The 14,151-nt window shown below is 57.9% G+C and carries 11 protein-coding genes and 1 other RNA gene; 8 read left to right on the forward strand and 4 right to left on the reverse strand.

Going from position 1 to position 14,151, the window contains the following annotated elements; genetic code table 11:
• Positions 1 to 20: 20 nt before the first annotated feature.
• From AD668_RS09440 to ffs, 3 genes are all read left to right on the forward strand, one after another.
• Positions 21 to 1,187 carry a putative zinc-binding metallopeptidase gene (locus tag AD668_RS09440; protein ID WP_053157483.1) on the forward strand — a complete coding sequence of 389 codons (1,167 nt, stop codon included), beginning with the start codon at positions 21 to 23 and terminating at the stop codon, positions 1,185 to 1,187.
• 130 nt (positions 1,188 to 1,317) lie between these two features.
• Entirely contained in the window at positions 1,318 to 4,035 is a 2,718-nt protein-coding gene (locus AD668_RS09445; protein WP_053157485.1) for an RHS repeat-associated core domain-containing protein, read from the forward strand.
• 409 nt (positions 4,036 to 4,444) lie between these two features.
• Positions 4,445 to 4,541, forward strand: an RNA gene (ffs, locus tag AD668_RS28675) — signal recognition particle sRNA small type.
• A gap of 111 nt (positions 4,542 to 4,652) precedes the next feature.
• Here ffs and AD668_RS09450 read toward each other — a convergent pair.
• Positions 4,653 to 5,390, reverse strand: coding sequence for an ABC transporter substrate-binding protein (locus AD668_RS09450; protein WP_053157488.1), 738 nt, complete (start codon positions 5,388 to 5,390; stop codon positions 4,653 to 4,655).
• Positions 5,391 to 5,513: 123 nt separating this feature from the next.
• On the opposite strand from AD668_RS09450, the gene dnaX reads away from it, so the two are divergent.
• From dnaX to AD668_RS09475, 5 genes are all read left to right on the forward strand, one after another.
• Entirely contained in the window at positions 5,514 to 7,565 is a 2,052-nt protein-coding gene (dnaX, locus tag AD668_RS09455) for a DNA polymerase III subunit gamma/tau (RefSeq protein WP_053157490.1), read from the forward strand.
• A gap of 67 nt (positions 7,566 to 7,632) precedes the next feature.
• Positions 7,633 to 7,971: a YbaB/EbfC family nucleoid-associated protein gene (locus AD668_RS09460; RefSeq protein WP_053157493.1), complete on the forward strand. Its 339-nt coding sequence runs from the start codon at positions 7,633 to 7,635 to the stop codon at positions 7,969 to 7,971.
• Positions 7,972 to 8,232: 261 nt separating this feature from the next.
• Positions 8,233 to 9,267, forward strand: coding sequence for an NADP-dependent oxidoreductase (locus AD668_RS09465; protein ID WP_053157496.1), 1,035 nt, complete (start codon positions 8,233 to 8,235; stop codon positions 9,265 to 9,267).
• 63 nt (positions 9,268 to 9,330) lie between these two features.
• Positions 9,331 to 9,933 carry a recombination mediator RecR gene (gene recR, locus AD668_RS09470; RefSeq protein WP_053157977.1) on the forward strand — a complete coding sequence of 201 codons (603 nt, stop codon included), beginning with the start codon at positions 9,331 to 9,333 and terminating at the stop codon, positions 9,931 to 9,933.
• A 107-nt stretch (positions 9,934 to 10,040) separates the two neighbouring features.
• Complete coding sequence (locus AD668_RS09475) at positions 10,041 to 11,189, forward strand: acyl-CoA dehydrogenase family protein (protein WP_053157499.1); 1,149 nt, start codon at positions 10,041 to 10,043, stop codon at positions 11,187 to 11,189.
• Between the two features lie 106 nt (positions 11,190 to 11,295).
• Here the strand turns inward: AD668_RS09475 and AD668_RS09480 are convergent, their stop codons facing one another.
• The 3 genes from AD668_RS09480 to hemN form a co-directional block, all read right to left on the reverse strand.
• The gene (locus AD668_RS09480; RefSeq protein ID WP_053157502.1) at positions 11,296 to 11,844 is read right to left on the reverse strand and encodes an adenine phosphoribosyltransferase; all 549 of its coding nucleotides are present in this window, start codon (positions 11,842 to 11,844) and stop codon (positions 11,296 to 11,298) included.
• Between the two features lie 79 nt (positions 11,845 to 11,923).
• On the reverse strand, positions 11,924 to 12,658 hold the full coding sequence (gene fnr / locus AD668_RS09485; RefSeq protein ID WP_053157506.1) for a fumarate/nitrate reduction transcriptional regulator Fnr: 735 nt from the start codon (positions 12,656 to 12,658) through the stop codon (positions 11,924 to 11,926).
• Between the two features lie 90 nt (positions 12,659 to 12,748).
• A complete protein-coding gene (hemN, locus tag AD668_RS09490) occupies positions 12,749 to 14,131 on the reverse strand; it encodes an oxygen-independent coproporphyrinogen III oxidase (protein ID WP_053157980.1) in 1,383 nt (460 codons plus the stop codon).
• Between the last annotated feature and the right edge of the window lie 20 nt (positions 14,132 to 14,151).

Raw genomic sequence — 14,151 nt, forward strand, 5'->3', positions numbered from 1 at the left:
AGCCCCAGGGAGAGATCGCCATGTTCCGTTTCTTCGAGCAGCTCAGCTCGCGCATCGCCGCACCCTTCATGGGCGAAAACTCCCGTAACAGCAAGGTCTGGCCCTGTCGTTGCGGGCAATCGCTGTTCTTTCGCAACAGCCAGTGCCTGGCCTGTTCAGCGGCATTGGGTTATCAGCCTGAGCAGAGCCGTTTGTCCTCGCTGCAACCGGGTGAGCTAGCGCAAACCTGGGTGCTCGACGCCGACCCGGCAGCGGGTGCGTATCGTCGTTGTGCCAACCTCGATTCACCCGCCGCATGCAACTGGCTGCTTCCCGTCGACGAGTACGAAACGCTGTGCATCGCCTGTCGTCTGAATCGCACCATTCCCGACCTGTCGATGCCTGAGAATCACGAACGCTGGTGCAAGGTCGAAACCGCCAAACGCCGGATGGTCGCGCAATTGATCACGCTGGGTCTGCCGGTCATTGCTAAAACCGCCCACGAAGAAACCGGCCTGGCATTTGATTTCATCGGCGTGGACCTTGACGGAACACCGCCAACCACAGGTCATGCCAATGGCTTGATCACCCTCGATATCAAAGAGGCCGACGATGCTCACCGCGAACAGGTGCGGGTGCAGATGCACGAGCCCTATCGCACGTTGCTGGGGCATTTTCGTCATGAGGTCGGTCACTACTACTGGGATCGGCTGATCGCCAACAGCCATTGGCTGGAGCCGTTTCGGAGCCTGTTCGGTGATGAGCGTGCCAGCTACGCTGACGCGCTCGAACGGCATTACCAGCAAGGCGCATCGCTGGACTGGCAAGCGCGCTTCGTCAGCGCCTACGCCACCATGCATCCATGGGAAGACTGGGCGGAAACCTGGGCGCATTACCTGCACATGATGGATGCAGTCGACACTGCGCTGGGGTTCGGCATGAGTGCCCGGGAAATGGACTTCGACTACCAGCCGTTTGCGCTCGACACCCTCTACGATCCGCAGCATCCCGGCGGCGCGGCATTCCTGTCGTTCGTCAATGCATGGATCGAACTGGCCGGGATGCTCAACGAGTTGTCACGCAGCATGGGCCAGCCGGATTTCTATCCGTTCGTTCTGCCACCGGCGGTGATCGCCAGGCTGCACTTTATCCACCTGGTGATCCAGCAAGAGGGTGGGAGGGCTGATGTGGTGTTGCAGGACCTGTAGATAAAACGACGCAATGAAGCGAGTGTCCGTACAGGGGAATCGCTTCATACAGCGTTTTTTGCTGCCTCTGCTAGTCTCCAATTGCCAATGCTGCAATTTAGGACGCGTATCCTGAAATGGAGGTCTATTCATGCCAGCTTGCCTGCATCAGCACACCCCGTCATTAGTGGTATCGGATTCACGTGGCTTGTCTGTCCGCATGATTACATACCATCGCCAGGATGTTGAGGAGGATCAGGTTGTCAGGACTCATCGACATGTTCTGGATGCCAGTGGGCGTGTTCACCAGCAATGGGATCCGCGTCTGCTTGCGCTAAGCGAGGTAGAGGGCGGCGTTCGACCCAATCGAACCACGCTCTATAGCCTTAGTGGAAAGGAGCTGCAAGCAGATAGCGTCGATGCCGGCTGGTGGCTTGCCTGCAATGACGCCACGGGACAGTTGAGCGATACCTGGGACGGTCGGAAAACGCATCGAAGCTATCACTACGACGAGCTGATGCGACTTTCGGAGGTGCTTGAGCAAACCACCCACTGTGTGGAGCGTTTTGCCTATGCAGTCGCGAATGAGGAGGAAGCTCTCGTCAACCGCTGCGGCCGACTGATTCGCCATGATGATTCGGCGGGTAGTTTGTGGCATGAGTCGTATGGGTTGTCTGGCCAGCCTTTGGTTGAAGCGCGTCAGTTTTGCGCCTCACTGAGTGTTCCCAGCTGGCCGGCGTCCGAAGCCGATCTGGAGACGCGCGCCTTTACCACCCATTGGCGTCACGATGCGTTGGGCGGCGTGGTGGAACAAGTCGACGCTTTAGGTCACCGGCAAAGGTTCGAAGCGAATGTCGCGGGCCAGCCATTTGCTCTATATCTGGACGATGTCGCATTACTCAAAAGTTCGACCTACACCGCGTTTGGCCAGGTCGAGGTTGAGCAGGCCGGCAATGACGTAGTTACTACTGCTCATTACTCTGCGGAGGACGGCAGGTTATGCCACCTGAAAGCCAGCAGGTTGAGTGGCAAAGTTTTGCAGGATTTGTATTACCAATACGACCCTGTAGGCAATATCGAGTGCATTGAAGACCGCTCTCAGCCGGTGCAATGGTTCGCACAGCAGCGTATTCAGGCCGTGAGTACTTATACATATGACACCCTGTACCAACTAACGAGCGCTAGCGGTCGTGAAAACGCCAGCCAGACTATTCGCCCGGAGTTGCCGGAGTTGGAGATTTTTGGCACGAAAGACGACAGTCGGTGGCGCAATTATACCCAAACCTACACCTACGATCCTGGCGCAAATCTAACCAGGCTCAAGCACGATGCCGGGGCCGGCAACACTTATGTCCGTGAAATGGTGGTAGACGAGCGCAGCAACCGCAGCTTGTTCAAAGGCGACTCACCCATTGATTGGACCAAGGGATTTGATGCCAACGGTAATCAACTGGAATTGAGTGCGGGTCAGGTCATGCAGTGGAATGCCCGCAACCAATTGCAACAAGTGACGCAAGTGTTGCGCGACGAGGAGGATGGCCAGGACGACGATGTCGAAATCTATGTTTATGACGGTGGTGGCTTGCGGGTGCGTAAAGTGCGCCGAGTCAAATCCCGTGGTGGCGAACACATAAGTGAAGTGCGTTATTTGCCAGGACTGGAAATTCGGACGCGGACATCAGGCGAACACTTGCAAGTGGTCGTTGCGCAAGCCGGTCGTAATGGCGTGCGTTTATTGCATTGGGAAAGCGGGTTGCGCAAAGGCATTAGTAACGATCAGATACGTTATTGCCTGAATGATCACCTGAGCAGCAGTACGCTTGAATTAGATCATTACGCCGAGTTGCTCAGTCAAGAATATTACTACCCCTATGGCGGCACGGCGTGGTGGGCGGCGAAGAGTTCAGTCGAAGCGAAGTACAAGATCGTGCGATATTCGGGGAAGGAGCGCGATGCGACGGGGCTGTACTACTATGGCTATAGGTATTATGCGCCGTGGTTGCAGCGTTGGATCAATGCTGATCCGGCGGGGGATGTGGCTGGGTTGAACTTGTACTGCATGGTTGTGAATAATCCAGTGACACTGAGAGATCTCGATGGGTTGGCACCTGATGAAGATAAGCTAACAATTCATATTTTTTACCATGGGGCAGTACCTGCCGACGTATCGTCAAATATAGTCAATACAATTCAAAAAAGCTCACAGAGTAAGGTGTATCTTTGGTTTGATGGTCGAGCGAGAGAGGCATTCCCAGATGTCTCAGGTGATTTTTCAAACTTTGAAATCAAGGATGCAGGTGAGCTGAAATATATAAAGCCAAAAAATGATGAAATATCATTTAAAAACATCGAAGCTATTTACTCGGAAATTGAGGGGGCTGATAACGCAGGTAAAGAAAAATCCCTTTCGGATTTGGCTGAACTGTTGTCTCTTTATCAGTATGGCGGATTGTATCTAGACGCCGACGTGGTCGTTAACGAGGGGTTCAGCAAGAGCGAACTGTTCGGGGGTTCGGATTTTCGAACTCATTTGTCTATCGGTGATTCAGTAGCTAACGTTGATTTTTATGATGCATTAGGATTTGAGAAGGCATTTGATAGCGTTCTGGAGGAAGTGCTGAAAGAGTTGTCGTCTGACTATGAGGAGGGTTATTTGACGGGTGCTAGTGAGCCGGGAGAAATGGTTCGAATAAAAAATATTGTACAGTTGAAGTTGCATGGCTCACTGAGTGAGGATGAAATAGGTGATGCCCTCTCGGAAGATGTGATGCCTGATGAGAGTGTGAGTAATATAATTGAGGCGTTGATGAATATTGATATATCAGCGACGTTGAATGGGAAATTAATGTTTATGCCTATTAAGTTTTAGTATTCACCGGGCGAGATTGACAAAATTTGCGCCGCTGGTTGTTCGAGGAAACCTGGAAAATACATCAGGTACGCGGTCATGTCCCAGCAACTCCGAAAAGCGGCTCATGAGTTGCGGGTGTTGTCTCGCAAGACTGCGACGCCGGTGGCATTGTTTTAATGGTTAGCGTGATGCTCAGGGTTGCAGCTGAAATCCTGACGTCAATTAAGCATCCCTTTGAGTTAGCGCCGGCCATGGAAGGAAAAGGAGAATCGTGGTGGTATAGCCTGCCGCAGGCGCCACCCTTTTCAAGGCCATCGCATGTCCTTGACCATGCTCATATTTTTTATCTGTCCGAACGGTTGTAACTTTGCTTCAGATAGGTACAATGGCGCGGCTCGCCGACAGGTGAGCGTCGTTATGGTGACCCCATCGGTCCCCCCGCAACGATTACCCGTGAACCTGGTCAGAGCCGGAAGGCAGCAGCCACAGCGGGAACATTGTGTGCCGGGGTGTGGCTGGTGGGGTTACCACCTTAACGCTCTGTGAGCGTTTTTTTCCAACTCATACTTTCTCTTTTTCTGCCATGGATCTTGTCCGGGGCGGCATTTTGCTGTGCGCGTTTTTTGTGTGCGACGCTAGGGCTGGCCGATGTACAGCCGAATGATGTCATCGATCTCGCCGGACATTTTCATCTGTAGCAGGGTGCGCAGAATGCGTTGCACAGGCACTTGCGGGTCGTTGCGCACGTAGCAACCGACCTTTTGCTCCTGCAGTATCGCCACGCTTTGCAGCTGCTGCTTTGGCAGCAGGCGCTGGTTGAACCAGTCCAGCGTCCATTGATTGCTGACCGCATACTGATTGCGCCCGGCGTGGAGTTTTTCCAGCACCTGTTCCTGGTTGCGCGCATCGTCGCGACGCAGTTGCCGGGCATCGAACAGCGGTTGCAGGGTCGGATAGCTATAGCCGAGGACGGTGCCGATGGATTGGTGCGGCAAGTTCGCCGGGATAATCGCAGGTGCAGCGGCAGGACGGCGGATCAGCAGGTCGGGTTGGCTCCAGAGCAGAATGCTCCAGATGTAATCGCCAGATTGATTGGGCAGCCACGACTGGGCGGCGTAGCAGCGCACGTCGACCTCACCGTGTTCCATGGCACTCTGGACACGGGCTCGGGGTAGCACGTGAAACTCCGCCGCAACGCCGACCTGTGTGGCAAGGCTGAGCATCACGTCATACAGGATGCCCTGGGTCGGCCGGCCATGTTCAAGTTGGACCATCGGCATTGCCCAGCTGTCGGGCACGACGAAGCGCAGCGGGGGCTCGGCGGCTGTGCTATCCAGGCTGGTCAATAGCACTGCCCCCAAGGCCAGCCGCATAAACACTCCATTAAAGGCCTGCAAAACGCAGCCTCGCCAGAATACACGAGCGCGCCGGATGCAATTTGCGCCTTGCTCCGCTAGCATTAGCCGCTTCTGCTTCCTTCGCTGCGACGGTTTTCGATGAGTTATCAGGTTCTTGCACGTAAATGGCGTCCGCGCTCGTTCCGCGAAATGGTCGGCCAGACCCATGTGCTCAAGGCTCTGATCAATGCCTTGGACAGCCAGCGGCTGCACCACGCCTACCTGTTTACCGGTACCCGTGGGGTCGGCAAGACCACCATCGCGCGGATCATCGCCAAATGCCTGAACTGTGAAACAGGCATCACTTCCACGCCGTGTGGCGAATGTTCGGTTTGCCGCGAGATCGACGAGGGCCGCTTCGTCGACCTGATCGAGATCGACGCCGCGAGCCGCACCAAGGTCGAAGACACCCGCGAGTTGCTCGACAACGTGCAGTACGCGCCTAGCCGTGGGCGCTTCAAGGTCTATCTGATCGACGAAGTGCACATGCTCTCGAGCCATTCTTTCAATGCGCTGCTCAAAACCCTTGAAGAGCCGCCACCCTACGTCAAGTTCATCCTGGCTACCACTGATCCGCAGAAACTTCCTGCAACGATTCTCTCGCGATGCCTGCAGTTCTCCTTGAAGAACATGACGCCGGAGCGGGTGGTCGAGCATTTGACCCATGTGTTGGGGGTCGAGAACGTACCGTTCGAGGACGACGCACTGTGGCTGCTGGGTCGTGCCGCCGACGGTTCGATGCGCGATGCCATGAGCCTGACCGACCAGGCCATCGCCTTCGGTGAAGGCAAAGTCATGGCCGCCGATGTGCGGGCGATGCTCGGTACCCTCGATCACGGTCAGGTTTACGACGTTTTGCATGCGTTGATCGAAGGTGACGCCAAGGCATTGCTCGAGGCCGTCCGTCATTTGGCCGAACAAGGCCCGGACTGGAACGGCGTGCTCTCGGAAATTCTCAACGTGCTGCACCGCGTCGCTATCGCCCAGGCCTTGCCGGAAGGCGTCGACAACGGCCACGGCGACCGCGACCGGGTGCTGGCACTGGCCCAGGCCTTGCCGGCCGAAGACGTGCAGTTCTACTACCAGATGGGTCTGATCGGACGCCGTGATTTGCCGCTGGCGCCGGACCCGCGCGGTGGTTTCGAGATGGTGCTGCTGCGGATGCTTGCATTCCGGCCAGCTGAGACAGTCGACGCCCCGAGACAGCCGCTAAAGCCAGTGGGGATCAGCCAGGCCACGGTTGATTCTGCCAAACCAGTGGCTGCCTCGCCGGTTGTGGCGGCGGTGGCGGTTGCTCCGTCTCCAGCTCCTGTGGTTGCGCCTGCACCGGTCCCTGAGCCCGTTGCGCCGGTGATTGTCGCTGAGCCCGAGCCCGTCGCGGTCGAAGAAGTCATTGACCTGCCGTGGAATGACCCGGTAGAAACCGCGCCCGTTCAGCAACCCGCCATCGAGCCGGTGCTGGAAACCGCCAGCGAGCAACCCGAACTGCCGCCGATGCCACTGCCAACCCCAGACAGCGTGGTGCCGGATGCCCCGGAATGGGCGGCCGCGCCGATTCCCGAACCGTCGGTGGCCGAGGTCGATGCCGCGACACCGGGTATGGACGCGGACGACGAGCCGCCGCTGGACGAAGATTACATCGAGCCGGACATGGATTCGGCCTACAGTTACCTCGACGATCTGGCCAGTGAGCATGCGGCCGATCCAGCGCCGGAGCCCGAGCCGGAGCCCGCGGCAATGCCGGCCACGGGCCTGGCCCTGCAATGGCTCGAACTGTTCCCGAAACTGCCGATCTCCGGCATGACCGGCAGTATCGCCGCCAACTGCACGTTGATCGCGGTCGATGGCGACAACTGGCTGATGCACCTGGATCCGGCCCACAGTGCTTTGTTCAACGCCACTCAGCAGCGTCGCCTTAACGATGCATTGAACCAGTATCATCAGCGCACGCTGACCCTGAGCATCGAGCTGATCAAGCCTGAGCAGGAAACCCCGGCACAAGCGGCATCGCGCCGTCGCGCCGATCGTCAGCGCGAGGCGGAGGAATCGATCCACGGTGATCCGTTCATCCAGCAGATGATGCAGCAGTTCGGTGCAGTGGTCCGAAACGATACTATTGAACCTGTCGACGTCCTGGTCACTCAGGGCTAATAACTGAAGGCGTTCGGCCGCACAGGCCGAGCGCTGTTTTGATCCAAGTACTTTTGAGGTGATTCCCATGATGAAAGGTGGCATGGCCGGCCTGATGAAGCAGGCGCAGCAGATGCAGGAAAAAATGGCCAAGATGCAGGAAGAACTGGCCAACGCCGAAGTCATCGGTAAGGCCGGTGGCGATATGGTCACGGTGGTCATGACCGGTCGTCACGACGTCAAGAGCGTGACCATCGACCCGAGCCTGGTTGAAGGCATGAGCGAAGACGACAAGGAAATGCTGGAAGCGGTCATCGCCTCCGCCGTCAACGACGCCGTGCGCAAGATCGAAGCCAACAGCCAGGACAAAATGGGCAGCATGACCGCCGGCATGCAACTGCCACCGGGCATGAAACTGCCGTTCTGATTCGCTAAAGCGCGTCGGATGGGCTACAAAAAAATGCCAGGCATTGCGCCTGGCATTTTTGTTTCTGGCGTTTGGTTTGCGGTGTCTGTGAGATAACTATCGCGAGCAGGCTCGCTCTCACAGAGAATTTGGTGCTGGTCCCTTGTAGGAGCGAGCCTGCTCGCGATGGAGTCGACTCGGTCCCAGAAGAAACATCGAACGCCATACCGCCACAAAGGTCTGCTCCCCTGTAGTCACTCATCGATCAAAGGAGACGCCACTATGTCCGACCCCATGACCCTCAACCAACGCATTGTCCTCGCCTCGCGTCCGGTAGGCGCGCCGACGCCGGAGAATTTTCGTCTGGAGCGGGTGGCTCTGCCGGATCTGGCCGATGGCGAGGTATTGCTCAAGACGGTTTATCTGTCGCTGGATCCTTACATGCGTGGTCGCATGAGTGATGCCCCGTCTTACGCCGCACCGGTGGAAATCGGCGGGGTGATGACCGGTGGTGCTGTGAGCCGGGTCGAGCGCTCACTCAATCCCAAGTTTCAGGAAGGCGATTGGGTGGTGGGCGCCACAGGTTGGCAGAGCCATAGCATCAATGACGGTCGCAGCATCATTCCCGTTCCGAACGGATTGCCGAGCCCGTCATTGGCCCTGGGTGTGCTGGGCATGCCGGGCATGACCGCCTACATGGGCCTGATGGACATCGGGCAGCCCAAGTCCGGTGAGACGCTGGTGGTTGCGGCAGCGTCCGGTGCCGTGGGTTCGGTGGTCGGCCAGGTGGCGAAGATCAAAGGCTTGCGGGTAGTCGGCGTGGCGGGTGGTGTGGACAAGTGCCGCTATGTGGTTGAGGAGTTGGGCTTCGATGCCTGCATCGACCACAAGAGTCCGGACTTCGCCGATGAACTGGCCCGGGCGTGCCCCGAGGGCATCGATGTCTACTACGAAAACGTCGGCGGTAAGGTATTCGATGCCGTCGTTCCGTTGCTCAACCCCAAGGCGCGAATTCCGCTGTGTGGATTGATCGCTTCCTACAATGCTCATGAGGCGCCGAGCGGACCGGATCGCCTGCCACTGTTGCAGCGCACGCTGTTGACCAAACGAGTGCGAATCCAGGGCTTTATCGTGTTTGACGATTACGGTGACCGTCAGCCCGAGTTCATCAGCGCGATGGCGCCTTGGGTGCGTGAAGGCAAGGTGAAGTTCCGCGAAGATGTGGTCGATGGCCTGGAGAACGCTCCCGGTGCATTTATCGGCCTGCTGGAGGGGCGCAACTTTGGCAAGCTGGTGGTGCGCGTCGCTCAAGACTGATTTGACGCGTATTCGAGGCGCGGGTATAAACCGCGTCTCGTTGTTATGTCGGACTTTTCCACCATGAGCTTCAGCCCTTTGATTCGCCAACTGATCGACGCCCTGCGAATCCTGCCAGGTGTGGGTCAGAAAACTGCCCAGCGCATGGCGTTGCAGTTGCTTGAACGTGATCGCAGCGGTGGCTCGCGACTGGCACTGGCTTTGAAGCAGGCCATGGAAGGGGTGGGTCATTGCCGTTTGTGCCGCACGTTGACCGAAGATGACCTATGCCCGCAATGCGCCGACACCCGGCGAGACGATACCTTGCTCTGCGTGGTGGAAGGGCCGATGGATGTCTATGCGGTCGAGCAGACCGGTTTCCGTGGTCGTTATTTCGTGCTCAAGGGGCATTTGTCGCCGCTCGATGGGCTGGGGCCGGAGGCTATCGGTATTCCGCAGTTGATGACGCGGATTGAAGAGGCTGGCACCTTTGCTGAAGTCATTCTCGCCACCAACCCGACCGTAGAAGGTGAAGCCACAGCGCACTACATCGCCCAATTGCTCAGCAGCAAAGGTCTGATCGCTTCGCGCATCGCCCATGGCGTGCCGCTGGGTGGCGAGCTGGAGCTGGTAGATGGTGGGACGTTGGCGCATTCGTTTGCAGGGCGTAAGCCGATTACTCTCTGACTAAAGCAAAAGATCGCAGCCTGCGATCTTTTGATTCTCGGATTCATTGCTTGAAAACCAAGCAAGCGCTCGGTTAACTTTGCTGAAGCCTTCAGTGGAGTTCGCCGATGCCTGCCTTTCAGGAATACTTCGATCCCAGCCACCAACGGGTCCGCGACAGCGTCAGGCGTTTCGTCGAACGCGAGATTCTTCCGGATATTGATCAGTGGGAAGAGGCTGAAGGCTTTCCCCGGGAACTTTACCTCAAGGCTGGCGCAGCAGGGATTCTCGGCATGGGCTACCCGGAAACGTTGGGTGGCAGTCACGAAGGGGACCTGTTCGCCAAAATCGCCGCCAGCGAAGAGTTGATGCGATGTGGCTCTGGAGGCCTGGTGGCCGGGCTCGGTTCGCTCGATATCGGTTTGCCGCCGATTCTCAAATGGGCCAGGCCTGACGTTCGTGAGCGTGTGGTACCACAGGTGCTGGCTGGCGAGAAAATCAGCGCCCTGGCCATCACCGAGCCCGGTGGCGGTTCCGATGTCGCCAACTTGCAAACCCGTGCCGTGCGTGACGGCGATTTCTATCGGGTCAGTGGCAGTAAAACCTTTATTACCAGCGGCGTCCGTGCGGATTTCTATACCGTCGCGGTGCGAACCGGTGAGACGGGCTTTTCCGGCATCAGCCTGTTAATGATCGAGAAGGGCACGCCCGGTTTCGCCGTGGGGCGGTCGTTGAAGAAAATGGGCTGGTGGGCGTCGGACACGGCCGAACTGTTTTTCGACGATTGCCGAGTCCCCGCAGCAAACCTGATCGGTGCCGAGAACATGGGATTTGCCTGCATTATGGGCAACTTCCAGAGTGAAAGGCTGGCCTTGGCGCTGATGGCCAACATGACCGCGCAACTCGCCCTGGAACAGAGCCTGACATGGGCCAGAGAGCGGGAAGCCTTCGGCAAGCCAATCGGCAAGTTTCAAGTGATCAAACATCGCCTTGCTGAAATGGCCACGGCGCTGGAGGTGTCCCGGGAGTTCACCTACCGGCAGGCGGCGAAAATGGCGGCAGGCCAGAGTGTGATCAAGGAAATTTCCATGGCCAAGAATTTCGCGACGGACACGGCGGACCGGATCGTCAACGATGCGGTGCAGATTCTGGGCGGTTTGGGTTACATGCGTGAAAGCCTGGTGGAGCGGCTGTATCGCGATAACCGGATTCTGTCCATCGGGGGCGGGACGCGGGAAGTGATGAACGAGATCATCAGCAAGCAGATGGGGCTTTGAGTTTTTGCAGTGCGGCGACCGACGCCATCGCTGGCAAGCCAGCTCCTACAGGACGCGCTCGACTGTAGGAGCCGGCTTGCCGGCGAGGCGTCAGTACAGGCGCCGCTTACTTGTCGGTAAGGGCAAACTGCGTCAGGCAGAACGTCGGAATGCCCATGTCTTCCAGACGCTGCGAACCACCCAGTTCCGGCAGATCGATGATCGCCGCCGCTTCATGCACCCGCGCGCCCATGCGGCGGATCAGGTTCGCCGCGGCAATCAGCGTGCCGCCGGTGGCGATCAGGTCATCGAACATCACCACCGAATCGCCCTCGCACAGGCTGTCGGCGTGCACTTCAAGGAAGGCTTCGCCGTACTCGGTCGCGTAGCCCTCAGCCAACACGTCGGCAGGTAGCTTGCCTTGTTTGCGGAACAGCACCAGCGGCTTGTTCAACTGATAGGCCAATACCGAACCGATCAGGAAGCCACGGGCATCCATGGCGCCGATGTGGGTGAAGTCGGCCTCGACGTAGCGATGGGCGAAGCTGTCCATCACCAGGCGCAGGGCCGTCGGCGACTGGAAAAGCGGCGTGATGTCGCGAAAGATCACGCCCGGTTTCGGGAAGTCGATGACAGGGCGGATGAGGGATTTGATGTCGAAGAAGTCGAAGACCATCGTCGGGGTGTCCTGGCAGGCTGCAAACGACGCAGTATAACGGCGGCTGAACCGTTTCGCTCAGCCGCGATGGTTTGTATCAGCTTTCCAGCGAACCACCGGCCAGCGCGCACAGCTGGATCGGGTCAAGGATACGGATTTCCTTGCCTTCGGCCGCGATCAGTTCGTTCTGCTGGAAGCGGGTGAAGACGCGGGACACTGTCTCCACGGCCAGGCCCAGGTAGTTGCCGATTTCGTTGCGCGACATGCTCAGGCGGAACTGATTGGCGGAAAAACCCCGGGCGCGGAAGCGGGCCGAAAGATTGACCAGGAACGTGGCAATGCGCTCGTCGGCGGTTTTTTTCGACAGCAGCAACATCATCTGCTGATCATCGCGGATTTCGCGGCTCATCACGCGCATCAACTGGCGACGTAACTGCGGCAGTTGCAGGGCCAGTTCGTCGAGGCGCTCGAACGGGATTTCACACACCGAGGTGGTTTCCAGCGCCTGCGCCGATACCGGATGTTTTTCGGTGTCCATGCCCGACAGTCCGACCAGTTCGCTGGGCAGGTGAAACCCCGTCATTTGTTCTTCGCCGGTGTCGCTCAGGCTGAAGGTCTTGAGCGCACCGGAACGGACGGCGTAGACAGAATCGAAGGCATCGCCCTGGCGAAACAGAAACTCGCCTTTCTTCAGTGGTCGGCCACGTTTGACGATTTCGTCCAGCGCATCCATGTCTTCCAGATTCAACGAAAGTGGCAGGCAAAGAGGGGCCAGGCTGCAATCCTTGCAGTGAGCCTGATTGTGAGCGCGCAGTTTTACTGGCTCGGACATTTCTTCAATCCTTGTGGGAAATCACACATAAGACGTAAGGGTAACCCACCATAGGATATTCAGGCCAGCCTGTGGCGCTTGCTCGCACAATTAGATCACGCGAGAAAAGCGCTGGCGGCTGTGTTGTTCCAGGTACGCGTCGAACACCATGCACACCGATCGCGCCAGCAGCCGGCCGGCGGGCAGGATGGTGATCCTGTCGCGATCCAGCTCGATCAGCCCGTCCTTGGCCATGTCCTGTAGCTGGGGCCAGAGTTCGCCGAAGTAACCCTGGAAATCGATGTTGAATGCCTGCTCGATGTCGGAAAATTCCAGGCTGAAGTGGCAGATCAGTTGCTGAATCACTGCGCGCCGCAAGCGGTCGTCGGCATTGCACAGCAGGCCGCGAGTGGTGGCCAGTTGCGAAGATGCAAGGGCGTTCTGATATTGGTTCAAGTCACTGCTGTTCTGGCAGTACAGGTCGCCGATCTGGCTGATCGCCGATACCCCGAGGCCGATCAGGTCGCAATGCCCGTGGGTGGTATAGCCCTGGAAATTGCGTTGCAGGGTCGAGTCTTCCTGAGCAATCGCCAGTTCATCGTCGGGCAGGGCAAAGTGGTCCATGCCGATGTAGCGGTATCCGGCGGCGGTCAGTTGATCGATGGTGCGTTGCAGCATTTCCAGTTTCTGACTCGGTGTCGGCAGCTCGTTGCTGTTGATCCGCCGTTGCGGCATGAAGCGTTCCGGCAGGTGCGCATAGTTGAACACCGACAAGCGGTCCGGTTGCAGGCTGATGACTTCCTCGACGGTGCGGGCAAAGTTGTCCGGCGTCTGTCTCGGCAGGCCGTAGATCAAGTCAATGTTGATCGAACGAAACTGCAAAGTGCGGGCAGCGTCGATCACCGCACGGGTTTCTTCCAGGCTTTGCAGGCGATTGACCGCACGTTGCACGGCCGGATCAAGGTCTTGCACGCCGATGCTGACTCGATTGAAACCCAGTTCGCGCAACAGGCCCATGGTCGACCAGTCGGCCTCGCGTGGGTCGATTTCGATGCCATAGTCGCCGGAGTCATCGTCCAGCAGGTTGAAGTGTTTGCGCAGGTGCGCCATCAACTGGCGCAGTTCGTCGTGGCTGAGAAAGGTCGGCGTGCCGCCACCGAAATGCAGTTGCTCGACTTTTTGCGTGGGGTCGAGGTGGCAGGCGATCAGCTGGATTTCATGTTCCAGCCGTTGCAAATAAGGCAGTGCTCGCCCGCGGTCCTTGGTGATGACCTTGTTGCAGCCGCAGTAGTAGCAAATGTTCGCGCAAAACGGCACATGCACATACAACGACAATGGACGCAGGGCCTTGCGGCTGTCGCGCAAGGCATGGAACAGGTCGAACGTGCCGACCTGGCTGTGGAATTGAACGGCTGTCGGATAAGAGGTATAGCGCGGTCCCGCCAGGTCATAACGGCGGATCAGATCGGTGTCCCAACGAATGGCGTCGAGCATCATGCGGGCATTCCCCCGGA

It is taken from the genome of Pseudomonas sp. P1.8, assembly GCF_001269805.1.
Taxonomy (GTDB): Bacteria; Pseudomonadota; Gammaproteobacteria; order Pseudomonadales; family Pseudomonadaceae; genus Aquipseudomonas.